Here is a 207-nt window from a genome sequence, read left to right as displayed (position 1 = left end):
CAAAGCCGGCGGAGAGATCATCTCACAGTTAAAGCGTTAGGGGCGTGGGAAGCTGGGACTGATCCTAGCAATTCGGCGGACAGCTAGGAGATTGAATTGGAAATCGCGCAAGAGTTCCTGAAGGCGTGGGGGCCTCCCGGCCTCATCGCCATTGTGATGTGGGTAATGCTGCTTAAGTCGGAAAAGCGGGAAGAGAAAAAAGACACC

Source organism: Bradyrhizobium jicamae, assembly GCF_001440395.1.
Lineage (GTDB): Bacteria > Pseudomonadota > Alphaproteobacteria > Rhizobiales > Xanthobacteraceae > Bradyrhizobium > Bradyrhizobium jicamae.
Note: the sequence above shows the minus strand (reverse complement) of the source record.